Annotated in this window: 1 protein-coding gene; it reads left to right on the top strand. The window is 44.7% G+C overall.

Going from position 1 to position 380, the window contains the following annotated elements; genetic code table 11:
• Positions 1-380: CinA family protein (locus C6366_RS21425; protein ID WP_199221636.1), on the top strand; the 380-nt coding region annotated here is incomplete at both ends.

Genomic DNA, 380 nt, shown 5'->3' with positions numbered 1-380 from the left:
ACATAAAACCGTACATGTGTTTAATATTCCGGAAGCCGTTTTGGCCGAGATGCTTGCACAATGGGAAGACGCCATCCCTGATTTTCTTAAAGTAGCGTATTTGCCATCACCGGGAAAGTTGCGCCTACGCTTAAGTGGCAGGGGCAAAGATGCATCAGCCATTGATGCGGCAATTGATAAAGCCGTATCAGCACTTTATCCAATAATTGGCGAACATATTTTTGGCTATGACGATGAGTTGCCACAGACTGCGTTAATGAACATTCTAATACAAAAAAATGCCACCATTGCTTTTGCTGAAAGTTGCTCGGGCGGCTATTTGTCACATTTAATGACATCCATACCTGGCGCATCGGCTGTGTTTAAAGGCGGCATCACTG

The organism is Desulfonatronum sp. SC1 (assembly GCF_003046795.1).
Classification (GTDB): domain Bacteria; phylum Desulfobacterota; class Desulfovibrionia; order Desulfovibrionales; family Desulfonatronaceae; genus Desulfonatronum.
This window is presented reverse-complemented; position numbering and strand designations above follow the sequence as displayed.